Source organism: Micromonospora sp. NPDC005707 (genome assembly GCF_040631005.1).
Classification (GTDB): Bacteria; Actinomycetota; Actinomycetes; order Mycobacteriales; family Micromonosporaceae; genus Micromonospora.
Genome location: NZ_JBEXYR010000010.1, coordinates 58,928 through 72,172 on the forward strand (window position 1 = coordinate 58,928; position 13,245 = coordinate 72,172).

The 13,245-nt window shown below is 71.1% G+C and carries 11 protein-coding genes and 1 pseudogene; 10 read left to right on the forward strand and 2 right to left on the reverse strand.

Translation table 11 applies throughout. The features are described from left to right. Nucleotides 1-37: 37 nt before the first annotated feature. A complete protein-coding gene (locus ABZ452_RS21350; RefSeq protein WP_357945535.1) occupies nucleotides 38-1,246 on the reverse strand; it encodes an RNA-guided endonuclease TnpB family protein in 1,209 nt (402 codons plus the stop codon). On the opposite strand from ABZ452_RS21350, the gene ABZ452_RS21355 reads away from it, so the two are divergent. From ABZ452_RS21355 to ABZ452_RS21390, 8 genes and pseudogenes are all read left to right on the forward strand, one after another. After that, nucleotides 1,230-2,828 (forward strand): aldehyde dehydrogenase family protein, encoded by a 1,599-nt coding sequence (locus tag ABZ452_RS21355; protein ID WP_357945537.1) that lies wholly within the window; start codon nucleotides 1,230-1,232, stop codon nucleotides 2,826-2,828. The two genes, ABZ452_RS21350 and ABZ452_RS21355, sit on opposite strands and share 17 nt — an antisense overlap. Next, nucleotides 2,828-4,114, forward strand: a complete 1,287-nt coding sequence (locus ABZ452_RS21360; protein WP_357945541.1) for an aconitase X catalytic domain-containing protein — start codon at nucleotides 2,828-2,830, stop codon at nucleotides 4,112-4,114. Before ABZ452_RS21355 ends, ABZ452_RS21360 begins: the two co-directional genes overlap by 1 nt. Continuing rightward, nucleotides 4,095-4,547 carry a DUF126 domain-containing protein gene (locus ABZ452_RS21365; protein WP_357945544.1) on the forward strand — a complete coding sequence of 151 codons (453 nt, stop codon included), beginning with the start codon at nucleotides 4,095-4,097 and terminating at the stop codon, nucleotides 4,545-4,547. The genes ABZ452_RS21360 and ABZ452_RS21365 overlap by 20 nt, the downstream gene beginning before the upstream one ends. Further along, nucleotides 4,544-5,479, forward strand: a complete 936-nt coding sequence (locus tag ABZ452_RS21370; RefSeq protein WP_357945546.1) for an ornithine cyclodeaminase family protein — start codon at nucleotides 4,544-4,546, stop codon at nucleotides 5,477-5,479. The genes ABZ452_RS21365 and ABZ452_RS21370 overlap by 4 nt, the downstream gene beginning before the upstream one ends. Then, nucleotides 5,472-6,623 carry an FAD-dependent oxidoreductase gene (locus tag ABZ452_RS21375; RefSeq protein ID WP_357945549.1) on the forward strand — a complete coding sequence of 384 codons (1,152 nt, stop codon included), beginning with the start codon at nucleotides 5,472-5,474 and terminating at the stop codon, nucleotides 6,621-6,623. Before ABZ452_RS21370 ends, ABZ452_RS21375 begins: the two co-directional genes overlap by 8 nt. Continuing rightward, the gene (locus ABZ452_RS21380; RefSeq protein ID WP_357945552.1) at nucleotides 6,620-6,895 is read left to right on the forward strand and encodes a (2Fe-2S)-binding protein; all 276 of its coding nucleotides are present in this window, start codon (nucleotides 6,620-6,622) and stop codon (nucleotides 6,893-6,895) included. Before ABZ452_RS21375 ends, ABZ452_RS21380 begins: the two co-directional genes overlap by 4 nt. Nucleotides 6,896-6,908: 13 nt before the next feature. Further along, nucleotides 6,909-8,303 carry an FAD-dependent oxidoreductase gene (locus ABZ452_RS21385; RefSeq protein WP_357945555.1) on the forward strand — a complete coding sequence of 465 codons (1,395 nt, stop codon included), beginning with the start codon at nucleotides 6,909-6,911 and terminating at the stop codon, nucleotides 8,301-8,303. 426 nt (nucleotides 8,304-8,729) lie between these two features. Next, nucleotides 8,730-9,356: pseudogene (locus ABZ452_RS21390) on the forward strand (NB-ARC domain-containing protein); the annotation flags it as partial. 510 nt (nucleotides 9,357-9,866) lie between these two features. Here ABZ452_RS21390 and ABZ452_RS21395 read toward each other — a convergent pair. Then, complete coding sequence (locus tag ABZ452_RS21395) at nucleotides 9,867-10,304, reverse strand: helix-turn-helix domain-containing protein (RefSeq protein ID WP_357945850.1); 438 nt, start codon at nucleotides 10,302-10,304, stop codon at nucleotides 9,867-9,869. Between ABZ452_RS21395 and ABZ452_RS21400 the strand changes: the two genes are divergently transcribed. Beyond that, nucleotides 10,303-10,914: a hypothetical protein gene (locus ABZ452_RS21400; RefSeq protein WP_357945557.1), complete on the forward strand. Its 612-nt coding sequence runs from the start codon at nucleotides 10,303-10,305 to the stop codon at nucleotides 10,912-10,914. The genes ABZ452_RS21395 and ABZ452_RS21400 overlap by 2 nt on opposite strands. 262 nt (nucleotides 10,915-11,176) lie before the next feature. Continuing rightward, nucleotides 11,177-13,030 carry a xylan 1,4-beta-xylosidase gene (locus ABZ452_RS21405; protein ID WP_357945559.1) on the forward strand — a complete coding sequence of 618 codons (1,854 nt, stop codon included), beginning with the start codon at nucleotides 11,177-11,179 and terminating at the stop codon, nucleotides 13,028-13,030. Nucleotides 13,031-13,245 lie beyond the last annotated feature (215 nt).

The following is a 13,245-nucleotide window of genomic DNA, read 5'->3' on the forward strand; positions in this document are numbered from 1 at the left end:
GGAGGGGGATTCCCACCGGCCATACGGCCGATCCGGCTTACGCCGGGCGCCTCGCGGCGTGGGATTCCTGTTTCACGGCCAACTGCGGAAGGGAGGGCCCTTGCCGTCTCACGTCAGCTCCACAGGCATCACCGAGGTTGCCCTCGGCTACGGCTCGACCAGCCGCAAGGATGTTCTTCGCCGCGTTCACGTCCCGATCATGGCGGGTGCGGCAGGTGGGGCACGTCCAGTGCCGGGTGGAAAGACTCAGAACGGCGAGCAGATGCCCGCACGCCGAGCAGGTTTTGGAGCTGGGGTACCAGCGGCCGATCACCACGAGGGTGCGGCCAGCACGCTCGGCCTTGTACTCCAGCTGGCGGCGGAACTCGCCCCAACCGCAGTCGGAGATCGCTTTCGCGAGGCTGCGGTTGCGGAGCATGTTCTTGACCGCGAGGTCTTCGATCACGATCGTGTCGGCGGCCCGGACCAGGTTGGTGCTGGTGCGGTGCAGGAAGTCCACGCGAGCGTTACGGACCTTGCGGTGCGCACGGGCGACCTTCGCCTTGGCCTTGCGCCGGTTCGCGCTGCCGCGCTGACACCGGGCCATGCGCCGCTGGTAGCGAGCAAGGTTACGGGCCCGACGGTCCAGGTGCCGGGGGTTGGCGATGCGCTGCCCATCGCTGGTCACCGCGAAGTCCTTGACGCCAAGGTCGATGCCGATCTCGTGTCCGGTCACCTCAAGCGGCTCGGGCGTGTCGGTGTCAACCGCGAACGTCACGTACCAGCGGCCGTCCGGGTCGCGGGAGATCACGACCATGGTCGGGTTGAGGGTGGCGATGTCGACGCCGTCGAACGACCACGTGTACGGCAGCGCCCCATTCGTCTTCGCTACGTGCAGCGCGGCGTCCTTCATCCGGAACGCCGAGCGGGTGTAGTGCGCCGACTGGCGAGCGTTGCGGCTCTTGAAGCGCGGGTACCGGGCGCGATCGGCGAAGAAGCTCGCGAACGCGGTGTGTTGGTGCCGCAGGGTCTGTTGCAGCGGCACCGACGACACCTCGGAAAGGAACGCCAACTCCGCGGTCTTCTTCCATCCGGTGAGGGCGGCGTCGGTCTGCCTGTACGAGGTCCGCTCGCCCCGCTGGTGGTAGGCGGCGTGGCGTTCGGCGAGGGTCCGGTTCCAGACAAGGCGCACACACCCGAACGTACGGCTGAAAACGGCCGCCTGCTCGGGTGTCGGGTAGGCCCGACACTTGTACGCCGTCCTCATAGGACGGAAGTTACCCGATCTGCCCCACGGTGTAAGAAGGCGGGTTGCGCGTCAGAGGACATCGTTCTCGAACCGCCCCGGCTCCGCTGGGCCGCTCCTGACGGAGTCCGAATTCCTTCCCGGCCTGAAGGCCGGGGCATCCTTCGGAGGTACAGGTGACGTGACCTCGTCCCACCCGGCCCACGTACCGACACTGAGGGGAGCCTTCGTGATCAAGAGCTACTCACCGCACGCGCCCGAGGACCTCGTCGCCGAGGCGCCCGTGACCACTGCCGACGAGGTGGCGAAGGCGTTCGCCCGCGCTCGCGCGGCGCAGGCCCAGTGGGGGCGCGGCCCCGCGGCCGCCCGGGCGCAGGCACTGTCCGACGCCGCCGACGCGGTGGCGGCAGCATCCGACGAACTGACCCGACTGGCGGTTCGCGAGGTCGGCAAGCCCCTCGGCGAAGCGCGCGGTGAGGTGGCTCGGGCGGTGGCCATCCTTCGCTACTACGCCCAGCAGGTGTACGACCCGGTGGGCTCGATGCACGAGCCGTCGACCCTCGGTCTGCTCTTCACCCGGCGCCGACCGCTCGGCGTCGCCGGGCTCGTCACCCCGTGGAACTTCCCCATCGCCATCCCGCTGTGGAAGGCCGCACCGGCACTGGCGTTCGGCAACGCTGTGGCGCTGAAGCCGGCGCCGGACGCCACGGCGACAGCGCTGCGGCTGGCCGCACTGCTCGACGAGGTGCTGCCTGAGGGGCTGTTCACGGTTCTTCCCGGTGACGGCGACACTGGCCGGGCGATCGTGGCCGAGGCCGACGTGGTGTCGTTCACCGGATCCACGGCGGTCGGCGCTGACGTGGTGCGCTCGGCCGCGGCCCGCAGGGTGCGGGTGCAGGCGGAGATGGGCGGCCAGAACCCGGCGATCGTCCTGCCCGACGCCGACGTGGAGTCCACCGCCAGGCAGATCGCCGCGGCCGCGATGGGGTTCGCGGGCCAGAAGTGCACGGCGACAAAGCGGGTCATCGTCGTCGGGGACGTCGCGCCGATGCGTGACGCCCTCGTCGCGGCGATCGAGGCGCTGGGGTTCGGCGACCCGGCGCGGGCGACGACCGCGGTGGGGCCGGTCATCAGTGAAGCCGCCCGGGACCGGGTGCTGGCCGCCGCCGGCAGCGCGACCGCGGCCGGGGCCCGTCTCCTGACCGGCGGCGTGGCGACCGACGACCCCGGCTGGTTCGTGCGTCCGACCCTGCTCGAGGACGTCCCCGCCGACCACCCGCTCTCGTGCGACGAGGTGTTCGGGCCGATCGCCACGCTGCGCGCGGTGCCTACGCTCCAGGAAGCGGTGGCGGTGGCCAACAACGTTCCGCAGGGACTCGCCGCCGGCGTGTACACGCGCGATCTCACCGCCGCGCTCACGACGGCGGACGCGTTGGCGGCCGGTCTGGTGAAGGTCAACGCACCGACCACCGGGGTCGACTTCTACCTGCCGTTCGGCGGTGAGAAGGCATCCAGTGTCGGCGGCCGCGAGCAGGGAAAGGCCGCGCAGGACTTCTTCACCTCGCTGCACACCGTGACGCTGGCCCCCGGCGAAGGAGCCTGATGCCCGGCGACGACGGCCTGGCGCTCACGGCCGAGGAACAGTCGATGCTGGCCGGAGAGCAGGGCCCGGCCATCGCGATGTGCATGCGTCTGATCGTCGGGGTCGCGCGCGCGAACGGGGCCGAACGACTAGTGCCGATCGAGTCGGCGCACGCCGATGGCTGCCTGTACCACGGCGTGGCCGGGCTGGAGTTCACCGAGCGGCTGGTCTCCCTCGGCGCCCGAGTGCGGGTGCGCACGACGCTCAACGTCGGCTCGCTCGATCTGCTGCATCCCGGATTGGTACGCGCCGACCCCGAGGTGGCCGAGAACGCCCGGCGCCTCATGGATGCGCACGTGGCCCTCGGCTGCGAGCCGATCTGGTCGTGCGCGCCGTACCAGTCCGGCCACCGCCCGGCGGAAGGCAGCCACGTGGCGTGGGCGGAGTCGAACGCCATCGCCTTCGTCAACTCGGTACTCGGGGCGCGCACGGACCGGTACGGCGACTTCATCGACCTCGCCGCCGACGTTGCCGGCCGGGTCCCCTACTCGGGCCTGCACCTGACGCGAAACCGCGCGGCCGCGCTGGTGCTCGACTTCTCAGCGGTCCCCGCTGCGCTGCTCGACGACGACGTCGCCTGGCCCGCGATCGGGGCGCTGCTCGGCGAACTCGCCGGAACCCGGGTCGCGGCGCTCACCGGCCTGCCGGGCGACCTGAACGACGGCGGGGTCACCGAGGACCGGGTCAAGGCGCTCGGCGCGACCGCCGCGTCCGCCGGCGGCGTCGCACTGTTCCACATCGTGGGAGTGACCCCGGAGGCGCCGACGCTGGACGCGGTGCTCGGGCCTGAGGCCACCACCGTGCCGGTGACGGCACACGACCTCAGGCGAGCGCGCGAGCGGCTGAGCACCGCCGCTACGACATCACTCGACGCCGTCAGCCTCGGCACCCCGCACTTCTCGCTGCCCGAGTTCGCGGCCCTGGCACGCGAGTTGCGGGCCGGCCGGTCGTTCAGCTCATCGGTTGACGTGTTCGTCTCGACCAGCCGGGCTGTGCTGGCCGAGGCGGAGGCACGCGGGTACGCCGGCACCGTGCGCGACGCGGGCGGCCGCATCCTCACCGACACGTGCACGTACGTGACGCCCGTGCTGCGCGACGGGATCCGCACCGTGATGACGAACTCGGGAAAGTGGGCCTGGTACGCGCCGGCCAACCTCGGAATCGAGACTGTACTGGGAAGCCTGGCCGAGTGTGTGGCCTCGGCGCGAGCCGGGACGGTGGTACGCGATGAGCGGCTGTGGGGATGACCCGGGGACCCTGCCCGGCCGCTCCCTTCATCCGGGACAGGCGGACGGCGTCGTACTCGCGCTCGACGAACCGCTCTCGTTCTGGGGCGGGGTCGACCCTTGCGGAGTGATCGTCGACGCTCACCATCCGCAGCGCGGCTCCACGGTCGCCGGGCAGGTCCTCGCGATGCGGGCCGGGCGCGGCTCCAGCTCCTCGACGGCCGTGCTCGCGGAGCTGATCCGGTCGGGGCATGCGCCGGCGGCCCTTCTCCTGGCCGAGTGCGACGCGATCCTGGTGATCGGGGCCCTTGTCGCCGCCGAGATCTACGGCACCACGCTGCCGATCGTGCAGCTCGCCCACGACGATCTGGCACGACTGCACACCGGCACCCGAGCCGCCGTCCTCGCCCACACCGCACCCCTCGCGGCGACCGTGATTGCGAAAAGCCGATGACCGCGGCACTGCCCTACCTCGACGAGGCTGACATCTTCGGCCTGGTGCCGTTCGCCGATGCCGTCACCGCACTGGCGAAGGCCCTGTCCGGCGGACTCGATCCGCAGGCGTCCCTGCAGCGCACCATTCATGACGTGGAGCACGGACAGCTGCTACTGATGCCCGCCGAGACCGCGGCCGTCGTGGGAGTGAAGCTGAGCACGGTGGCTCCGGGCAACGTCGATCGTGGGCTCCCCCGCGTCCAGGCGCTGTACGTGCTCTACGACCGGGTCGCGCTGACGCCGGTGGCGCTGCTGGACGGCACGGCCCTGACGACGTTGCGAACCCCTGCTGTCTCCGCGGTCGCGATGGACCACCTCGCCGCGCGCGGGGCGCGCCACCTGGTCGTGTTCGGCTCCGGCCCACAAGCGTGGGGGCATGTGGAGGCGCTGCGAGCCATTCGCCCCCTCGACCGGGTCACCGTGGTCGGCCGGGACCCCGACCGCGCGGCGGACCTGGTGGCCAGGGTCCGGGACAGCGGTCTGGACGCACGCGTGGGCAGCCACGACGACGTCGCGGACACGGACGTGGTGGTATGCGCGACAACAGCCCGCCAGCCGCTCTTCGACGGCCGTCGGTTGCGTCCGGGGACCTGTGTCGTCGCGGTGGGCTCCCACGAGCCGGGCGCCCGTGAACTCGACGACGCGACGATCAGCTCTGCCGAACGGGTCGTCGTCGAGTCCCACGGCGTCGCCCTGCGCGAAGCTGGTGACATCATCCAGGCCGTACGCGCCGGCGTGGTCCGCGAGGACAGCCTCATCGAGCTTCGCGACGCGGTACACCTGACACCCACCACCGGTTCATCGGTCTTCAAGAGCGTCGGCATGGGCTGGCAGGACCTTGTGGTGGCCGATCTGGCCTACCAGCGCTGGACGGAGAGACGGCATGCCTGACGTGGTCATCGTCGGCGCGGGCATCGTGGGGGCCGCCTGCGCCTACTACGCCGCGCGCGAGGGGCTGTCGGTGACCGTCCTCGAACGAGGAAACCTGGCCGGCGGCACCACCAGCCGCGGTGAGGGCAACATCCTCGTCTCGGACAAGGAGCCCGGCCCCGAACTGAACCTGGCTCTCGCATCGCGTACGCGCTGGCTGGAACTGGCCGCCGAGTTCGGCGCCGACCCGTTCGAACTCGAAGAGAAGGGTGGCCTGGTCGTGGCCACCTCTGATCCGGGTGCCGCAGCGCTGACCCGGTTCGCCGAGGGGCAACGGGCCACCGGCGTGGAGGCGGTCCCGGTGAGCGCGCACCAGCTCCACGACCACGAGCCGAACCTCGCCCCGGGCCTGCCCGCAGGAGTCCTCTACCCCCAGGACATGCAGGTACAACCGGTACGTGCGGCGGTGTCACTCCTCGCGGCGGCCCGGTCCCTCGGCGCCACGGTGGCCTGCGGCGAGGAGGTCGTGGCGGCCGAACGGGGTCCGGACGGGCGTGTCACGGCGGTCCGGACGCGCACCGGCAGCTATCCCACCAACGCGGTCGTCAACGCCGCCGGAACCTGGGGTGGTCAGGTCGGCGAGCGGCTCGGCGCGCCGATTCCGATCCTCCCCCGCCGCGGGTTCATCCTGGTAACCGAGCCGCTGCCCCGGGTGGTCCGGCACAAGGTGTACTCCGCTGACTACGTCGAGAACGTCGCGTCCGACGTCGCCGGGCTGGAGACGTCCACCGTCGTGGAAGGCACCCAGGGCGGAACGGTCCTCATCGGCGCGAGCCGGGAGCGGGTGGGGTTCGACGACACCATGTCCGTGGAGGCGCTACGGCGGCTGGCCGCGCTGGCGGTACGCATCTTCCCCTTCCTCGCCGACGTGAGGCTGATGCGCACCTACCACGGGTTCCGCCCGTACTGCCCGGACCACCTGCCGGTCATCGGTGCGGACCCCCGGGTTCCCGGCGTGTTCCACGCCTGCGGGCACGAGGGCGCCGGCATCGGTCTCGCCCCGGCGACCGGCAAGCTGATCAGCCAGATGCTGACCAACGATCAGCCGGACATCGACCCCTCGGCGTTCGCGCCATCGAGGTTCGCGCAGGTGACGGCAGGATGAGCCAGCCACACTTCTCCTTCGACGGCCGCCAGATCCCCTTCCGGCCGGGGCAGAGCGTGGGCGCCGCGTTGACCGCGGTCGGGGTGCGGTCGTGGCGCAGCACCCGACGCGCCGGCCGGCCGCGGGGGTTGTTCTGCGGTATCGGCGTGTGCTTCGACTGTCTCATCGTCGTCGACGGGCGCCCGAACGAACGGGCCTGCCTCCGGCTCGCCGAGCCGGGCATGGAGGTCAGCACGCAGGAAGGAACCGGCCACGGTGACCTCGAAGTCTGAGCGGAGGTTCGACGTGCTCGTGGTCGGCGCCGGGCCGGGCGGGCTGGCCGCCGCGACCAGCGCCGCCCGCGCCGGCGCGCGTACGGCCATCGTTGACGGCGGTGTGGCGCCCGGTGGCCAGTACTGGCGCCACCCGGCACCCAGCGAGGATGGTGTGTCCGCCGCCGAGGTGGCCCACCTTCATCACGACCTGGCGACCTATCACCGTCTCGTGGCCGGACTCCCGGCCGTTGCCCGCTTCTCCCAGCACCACGTGTGGACCGTCACCCGCGACCGGGGCGGCTTCGTCGTGCACGCGGTCGACCGGACCGGTGGAGGCGAACAAGCCGTCGAGCTCCGCAGCCGTCGGCTCATCCTGGCACCGGGGGCGTACGACCGTCAGATCCCGTTCCCCGGATGGGATCTTCCGGGCGTGATGACGGCGGGGGGTGTGCAGGCTCTACTCAAGGGTCACGGCGTCGTTGCCGGACAGCAGGTGCTGGTGGCCGGAACCGGCCCCTTCCTGCTTCCGGTCGCGGCCGGCCTGGCCGAGTCGGGGGCGAGCGTCGTGGGCGTTCACGAGGCCGCCTCCCCGTTGGCGTGGCTGCGCGAGCTCGGCGCCGTGATCCGTAATGTCGGCAAGCTCGGTGAGGGCGCCGGCTACGCCCGGGTGCTGGCGCGGCACCGCATTCCGGTCCGCGCCCGGTCCGTCGTGGTCTCCGCCCACGGCACGGACGCCGTGGAACGGGTCACCACCATGCGGTTGGACCGCAAGGGCCGGGTGGTACCCGGAAGCGAGCGCACCATCGCAGTCGACGTGCTTGCCGTGGGGTGGGGTTTCACCCCACAACTGGAGCTGCCGCTGGCGCTCGGCTGCGCGACGCGCGTGGATGTCGACGGGTCGCTGGTGTGCGAGGTCGACGACGAGCAGCGCTCATCGGTCGAGGGCGTCTTCGTCGCCGGCGAAGCCTGCGGCGTGGGCGGCGCCGCGCTTGCGACGGTGGAAGGCGAGATCGCCGGTAGCGTCGCGGCGGGCACCTCGTCGGTCGCACCACGGCTGCGCCGCTCGCGGGCGGCGCTGCGCCGCTTCGCGCAGGCGATGCACCGGTCCCACCCGGTGCCCACTGGATGGGTGGATCGGTTGTCCGACGACACGACCGTCTGCCGCTGCGAGGAGGTTCCTTTCGGGGCACTGCGGTCGATGCGGCAGGACCTCGTCGGGCACGACGGCCGGTCGGCGAAGATGCTCACCCGAGTCGGCATGGGCTACTGCCAGGCACGCACCTGCGGCTACGCCGTCGGCTGCATCCTCGGTCAAGAGGCCTCCGGCACCTCCGGCTTCGCCGAACGCCCCGTCTCGTCTCCGCTCACCCTCGGCGCGTTGGCAACGTCTTCGCCGACGGAGAACGATCCCCCGCCAGCTGAGTGAGGAGGATGGGGGGCACCACACCGATGACCTGCGGAAAGTGAAGACAGCAGGTGTGGCCGCAGGGCCTGTTCATCGCCGTTTAGTGCTCGCGGCTGCTCCCAACGTGCGCGACCGCCGACGGCCTGGCCGCGGGGCGGCGGGCGTCGCCCGGCGCGCGCTGGGCGTAGGGTGGCGGGCTGCCAGGGTGCTTCACAGCGTGGCCGGAGATCGCTTATGAGTCGCGGTAAGGGTGGGTGGCCGCCGTCCGCCGTAACGGGTGTCCTTGTGGCGGCCGCCGTCGGCCTGGTCGGCAACCTTGCCACCAACACCGTGGAGCTGTCGTGGCGGTGGTGGCCGGCGGTGGCGTGGACGGCAACCGAGGTGCTTCTGGCGGTCTCGGCAATCGTTGAGTAGGTGCGCCACAGATCCGGCGCGGACCCGGTCAGGATGGGCGCCTCCGGGTCGGAGGTCCCGGTGTTCGGGGCGATCCCACAGCAGGCGTGGCAATGGCAGGAGCGGCCGGATGAGGCGACTGCGCTGCGTGAGGCGCTAGGAGGCACGGGCAGGACGACGTTGGTGGCGTTGCCTGGTGAGCGGGGCGCGGGCAAGTCGCAGTTGGCGGCGGCGTACGCCCGCCGGTGCGTGGCTGACGGCTATGACCTGGTGGCGTGGATCAACACCGAGTCGGGGCCGGTCACCGGACTGGCGCTGCTGGCCGATGAGCTGGGTCTCAGTAAGGCGGACCAGACCTCCGAGGCGGCGGCGACCGCAGTGCGACGATGGTTGGAACGCGACGACCGGGCCCGGCGGCTGGTGGTGTTCGACAACGTGGACGACCCGGACGTGCTTCGCGGGTTCCTGCCAGCCACAGGCACCTCGAAGGTGATCATCACCAGTAACCGCAGGGAGTTCACCAGCATGCCCGGTGTCACGGCGGTGCCGGTCGGCATGTTCACGCCAGCCCAGGGGCTGGCGTTCCTCGGTAAGGCGACCGGCCTGCCCACCACGGATGACGCTCGTGAGGTAGGTGAGCAGCTGGGATGGCTCCCACTGGGGCTGGCGCAGGCTGCCGCGTGCATGGTTCACGACAAGCTCTCGTACCGGCAGTACCTCGCCGCCTTGGAGGAACAGGACCTAGACGAAACGCTGCGCCGCCAGGCCGGCACAGACCACCCAGGGGTGCTCAAGGCCACGCAACTCAGCCTCGCCGGATTGCGCCGTACCGCCGTCAGCGGCGATGCGGCTCGGCTGGTGACGGTGTTGTCGGTGCTGTCTCCGAACGGGATCAGCCGCACCCTGCTGATTCAGGCGGAGCCGGCCTTGAGTCTGAAGGTCGGGCTGAGGCATGCGTTGCAGGTGCTCGCGGCCCGGTCCCTGATCACGCTCGGCGGTACCACGCAGGACCAGCACGGCGGCGACGGGGTCGTGGTGTCGATGCACCGTCTGACCGCTCGGGTGATTCGCCACCAGGTCGGTAAGCAGCGTGGCCAGCAGGTTCTCGGTCACACCGGCGTCTTCCCAGCGCACGAAGTACCAGTACACCGTAGCCTGCTGATCACGCTGGGCCGTTCCCGCGGAGCGTGCCTACGCGATCGCGTGCGTGCAGCGCATCGACTCGTCGGGTGTGGCCTGGCCGTGGGTGCGCTGAAGGTGCGCCTCGCCCCAGACCCGGACGCCTTCCACGACGGGCAGAACCGTGGTGCCGTAGGAGGTGAGCCGGTAGATGATCGGCGCCGGGACGGGTCCGGTCACGACGCGCTCGACGAGCCCGTCGGCCTCGAGTTCGCGCAGCTGCTCGGCCAGCACCTTGGGCGTGATCGGTGCGCCCAGACGGCGGAGGCCGGCGAAGTGGCACTCGCCATGGGCCAGCCAGTACAGAAGTGTCAGCTTCCACTTTCCACCGATCGCGGCGAACGCCGCGGCCATGGGGCAGCCGGGTAGCGGATTGGGGCGCGACGGTGAGGGGTTACCTGCAGGTGCCTTCTTGTTCATGGGCGTGGTCCGCTCAGATAGTCGGATCATGAACCTTCACACCAAGATCACAATGCCATACAAGCAGATCCTGGTCCCGTGCCTGTCGCTTCTCATGCTGACCGTGATGGCGGCGTCGGGCGACGCGGCGGCGGCTCCCCTCAGGGCTTCGGCGGCTGTCGAGGACGGCCAACGTGATTTCGACTGGGAGATCGGTGCCTGGCACACCAAGGTGCGGGTGCTCGCCGATCCGCTCTCGGGATCGGAGGATGAATGGCTCCACTTCGAGGGTACGAGCGTCGTGCGCCCGCTGCTGGACCGGCGTGCGAATGTCGTCGAACTCAAGGTCTCGGGGCCGAACGGACGGATCGAGGGCCTCAATCTGCGGCTCTATGAGCCCCAGGCGGGGCGGTGGAGCCTGACCTTCGTGAACCTCCGCGACGGACTGCTCACCCCGTCCGTGTACGGCGGGTTCCACGACGGTGTGGGCGAGTTCTACGGCGACGACCAGCTCGGGGGACGCCCGATCAAGGTGCGCTTTCTCATCTTTCGGCAGGGCCCGGACAGGGCGAGGTTCGAACAGGCCTTCTCAGACGACGGCGGGAAGACGTGGGAGACGAACTGGATCGCCGTGGACAATCGGCTTGCCAACGCCAGCTGAGGATTTTCTACGACCTCGACGCTGGTCCTCGCCGAAGTCCGCGACGACATGCGCGACTGAAAGCTCGGCGGGGTCTCCACCATGGCGTGCCCTTCTTCAGATCGCCGGTTTCATCGACCACCAGCACCGCGTTCGGGCCACCGAACGGGTCAGCGATCAGCTGCCGCAGGTCGTCGCGGACGCGGGTAGCAGGATCGCACGAGGGACGGTAACCGGTTACATTCGTCGAACCGGTTCAATCAAGACCGCCAGGAGGTACCCGGTGACGAACGCCAGCGGACCCCAGCCGTCCGACGTCCGGACCGATTGGGAAGCCCGCATCGCCCGCCGCAGCGACGAGGACGACAGGGCCGCGCTACCCGACCTACCGCCACCGGCCCGCCTCACCGCCACCCCCGGCCGCGGACACGTCCGCCTCTCCTGGCAGCCCGTCGACGGCGCGGTCGGCTACCTGGTGCATCGTGCGACGCTGGATGGCGATCGGGTGTCCGGCCCGTTCACCCCGCTGGACCACCTCGGCGGCGACGTGCTCTCCATTCCCGACACCTGGTACGTCGACACGACCGGCACGCCGGGCGAGCGGCATGCGTATGCGGTGGCTGCCGTCCCCGAGGTGACCGTGACCAGCGCGCTGAGCGACCCGGTGACGGCGGCCGCCCTGCCCGGCACCGGCGAACCGAGCACCGTCACCCTGCGCCTCGACGCCGACGCCCCGGGCACCACCCTGCATCGTCCCTGGCAGCCGATGATCGGCAGCGAGCGGCTGTCCCAACTGCTCTGCCGGGACCACTCAGGCGGCCGGGAGATCGGCATCGAACTACTGGCCGCGCTACGCAGGGTACGCGAGGAGATCGGTGTGACCGCCGTGCGGGCGCACGCGATCCTGCACGACGACCTCGGCGTCTACCGCGAGGTCGACGGCGAGCCGGTGTACGACTTCGGCCGCGTGGACCAGATCTACGACCTACTCCTGGGCGTCGGAATGACGCCGGTGGTGGAGATCGGGTTCATGCCCCGCGATCTGGCCAGCGACCCGGACCGCACCGTCTTCACCTATCGCGGCATCATTTCCCCGCCGCGCGACTGGGACCGGTGGTCCGGGCTCGTTCGGGCGCTGGTGACCCACCTGCTGGACCGGTACGGCGAGCAGGTGCTCGGTTGGGACTTCGAGGTGTGGAACGAGGCCAACCTAGAGGTCTTCTGGAGCGGCAGCCGCGAGGAATGGATGCGGCTGTACGACGTGACCGCCCGCGCGGTCAAGGACGTCGACCCGCGGATCCCGGTCGGTGGGCCCTCGTCGGCGGCCGCTGGCTGGGTGGACGCGCTGCTGGAGCATGCCGTCCGCTCCGGCGCACCGGTGGACTTCGTCTCCACCCACACGTACGGCAGCCCGCCGCTGGACCTGCGGCCCACTCTGGCCCGCCTCGGCTTCCCCGAGGCGCGGATCCTGTGGACCGAGTGGGGCGTCACCCCCACCCACTTCCACCCCGTCAACGACGGCACCTCGGCCGCCACGTTCTTGCTCACCGGCATGCGGTCGGCCGCCGGCAGGGTCGAGGCGCTGTCCTACTGGGTGGCCAGCGACCACTTCGAGGAACTCGGCCGGCCGCCGAGGCTGTTGCACGGCGGGTTCGGCCTGCTCACCGTCGGCGGCATCGCCAAGCCGCGCTACCACGCGCTGCGGATGCTCGCCCAGCTCGGCGAGACCGAACTGCCGGTGCGGGCCACCGGCGACGGCGCGGACGGCCTGGTGCAGACCTGGGCCAGCCGGCGCGGCGACGGCAGCCTGGCGATCCTGGTCTGGGTGTCCACCCTCGACCAGGGCAAGCGGGACGGAGACCCGGCGCTGGCCCGGCGGATCCGGTTGGTCATCGCCGGCGCGGCCGGCCGGCCCGCCCTGGTCTCCCGGCTCGACCGGGAGCACAGTGACATCACCACCCTCGCCGACCGGCTGGGCGTCGCCGAGTGGCCGACCGATGAGCAGTGGGCCGCCCTGCGCGCCGCCGACCAGGTCGCGGCGGAGAAGGTGCAGCCCTCCACCGACGCTGGAGCGGCGGTGATCGAGCTGGACCTGCCGCAGCCCGGCGCGGTGCTGGTGGAGGTCCCCGGGGCCTGATCCCTGCCCACTCCGGTGGCGTCGCCGGCCGGGGTGTCGGGCAGCCAGATCCGCGGACCGGCCGGCCTCGGCTCGGCTCCCGCGGCGCCGACCACTCAAAGGATCGTGCTCGATTGCGGAGGTAGGGCCCTACGGCGCGTGGCCGAGGGCCCTACCTCGCTGCACCGGCGCGACCGACGGGTCGGGCAGGTCGGCCGTCACCTTTTTCCAGCGCC